Raw genomic sequence first — 2,035 nt, 5'->3', positions numbered from 1 at the left:
CACCTGCGCAATCATCAATAGAAATAATAAAATCAATCATCGTAGTCACCTCATCTATAGTCTACTACTTTGATTGATTTTGTCATTATGAATCTCGCTTTCTGAAAATAAAATTTTCTTCATGCGTTTGGCGTGGGGCATAAGAAAACAGCGAAACCAGAAATTTCACTGTTTTTTTATTCTGTCCACCAGGCCATGCCCAAGAGATCTTTTTTGGTCGCTCGGCACAGAAAGAGTGTCAACAAAGACAGTCCGACCAAGCCAAAACCTGCAGGGTAGGAAATCGCTGTCTGATACGGTAGGATGTAGATCATGGAAAGAGACAAAACCAATCCTAGGCCATATACCTTCAACCGCTCTCCCTCTCTGGCTGATAAGAGACTCCCAAGCCAAAAGACGTTAGAAGGGACTTGCCCCAAATATAGAACTCTTTCTCCTTTTTGAAAGGAAATAAGAAGCAACAAGGCCATACAAAAAAGAAGACCAACGACAATCCGATCAAAAAACGACGAGCAAGACCAAGCATAGAAAAACTCCTTCTTATTTTTCCATTGATGATATCCCAAATCCCTTGTCAGGCCAAGCTTGACAAGTCTGTTCAAACCTGCTACAATCTCCCAAAAAGAAAAGGAGTTTCTGCCATGGAAAACCTCTATTTAACCCCACCTAGTCCTGCTTTTAAAGACCAAGTCCTGTCCTACAAGGACGCTTTTTTCCCAGGAACACCTCTATGGGGGCAACCACTTAGAAAAGATCGATTCCTTTGAAGACTGGCTCCAACACTTAGAGCTTTCCTCGTCCTATGATAGCTGCCAAGAAGGACGGTCGCCTTCTTCTACCTTCTTGTGTATCCGGAAAGCCGATCAAAAGATGGTCGGCATCTGCAACATCCGCCACGATATCAACCAAGACTTTCTCCTCAATATCGCTGGCCACATCGGTTACTCTATTCATCCCAAAGAACGCCACAAAGGATATGCCACAGAACAACTCGGACTAGCCCTTCTGGAAGCCAAAAAACTCGGGCTCTCTGAGGTCCTCATAACGGCCGCTGATTGGAACATTGGCTCTCAAAAGACTATCCTAGCAAATGGAGGCCAGTATGAAGACAGCCGTCTGGATGAAAGCGACGGGGACACCATGTTGCGCTACTGGATTTCTCTCTAGATGAGACCATATTTCCTACCTCCTCCCTGTAAAAGCCTTTTTGCTTGAAATTTTCATTATTTTTCATAAAATTTTCTCATGGAGGTTTTTAACACGAAAAAATTCACAGCCGAATTGATCGGTACATTTATGCTTGTCTTTATCGGGACAGGTGCCGTCGTCTTTGGAAATGGTACAGAAGGTCTTGGTCACCTTGGTATCGCCCTTGCTTTTGGTCTGAGCATTGTGGCTGCAGCTTTTTCAATCGGAACCATCTCAGGTGCCCACTTGAATCCAGCTGTCTCTATCGCTATGTTTGTCAACAAACGCATGGATGCTAAGGAACTTGTGACCTATATCGCTGCCCAAGTGCTCGGTGCTATCCTTGCTTCTGCCGCTCTTATCTTTTTCTTGACAAATGCTGGCGCAGAAATCACAAGCCTTGGTGAAAATGGTTTCTCAACCGTCAATGCTCTTGGCGCCTTCTTGTTTGAAGCACTGGTTTCCTTCATCTTTATCTTGGTGATTGTCACTGTGACTTCTGTTACAAAAGGCAACGGCAAAATCGCCGGTATCGTGATCGGTTTGACCTTGACTCTCTTGATCTTGGTCGGCTTAAACGTGACTGGTCTTTCTGTAAACCCAACGCGCAGCCTTGCTCCTGCTCTCTTTGTCGGTGGCACAGCTCTGAGCCAAGTATGGGTCTTCATCCTCGCTCCTATTGTAGGTGGTGTCCTTGCGGCTCTTGTTGGCAAGCACCTTCTCGGGACAGAAGAATAAAACGGTCTCTCCCGCAAAAAGAGGCCGGGCAAAAACTAGTTTCAAAATAAAACCACGCAGTGATTTCTGTCTTGAAAACAATCAAGATGAAAGAATCACTGTGTGGTTT

General features: G+C 44.9%; 2 protein-coding genes and 1 pseudogene. 2 read left to right on the top strand and 1 reads right to left on the bottom strand.

Annotated elements, in window-relative coordinates:
- Positions 1-176: 176 nt before the first annotated feature.
- Positions 177-602: a hypothetical protein gene (locus tag ABID29_RS12230; protein ID WP_354366426.1), complete on the bottom strand. Its 426-nt coding sequence runs from the start codon at positions 600-602 to the stop codon at positions 177-179.
- 39 nt (positions 603-641) lie between these two features.
- Here ABID29_RS12230 and ABID29_RS12225 point away from each other — a divergent pair.
- Together ABID29_RS12225 and ABID29_RS12220 are read left to right on the top strand one after the other, a co-directional pair.
- Positions 642-1,167 (top strand): annotated as a pseudogene (locus ABID29_RS12225) (GNAT family N-acetyltransferase).
- Positions 1,168-1,245: 78 nt separating this feature from the next.
- Positions 1,246-1,926, top strand: a complete 681-nt coding sequence (locus tag ABID29_RS12220; RefSeq protein WP_354366424.1) for an MIP/aquaporin family protein — start codon at positions 1,246-1,248, stop codon at positions 1,924-1,926.
- Positions 1,927-2,035 lie beyond the last annotated feature (109 nt).

Origin of the sequence: Streptococcus rupicaprae (genome assembly GCF_040545225.1) — a bacterium.
Taxonomy (GTDB): Bacteria; Bacillota; Bacilli; order Lactobacillales; family Streptococcaceae; genus Streptococcus; species Streptococcus rupicaprae.
Note: the sequence above shows the minus strand (reverse complement) of the source record. Positions and strands in the feature narration are given on the sequence as shown.

Excerpts from the sequence above, each read along its gene's own strand:
- ABID29_RS12220 (WP_354366424.1), top strand. The coding sequence starts at position 1,246 with ATGGAGGTTTTTAACACGAAAAAATTCACAGCCGAATTGATCGGTACA.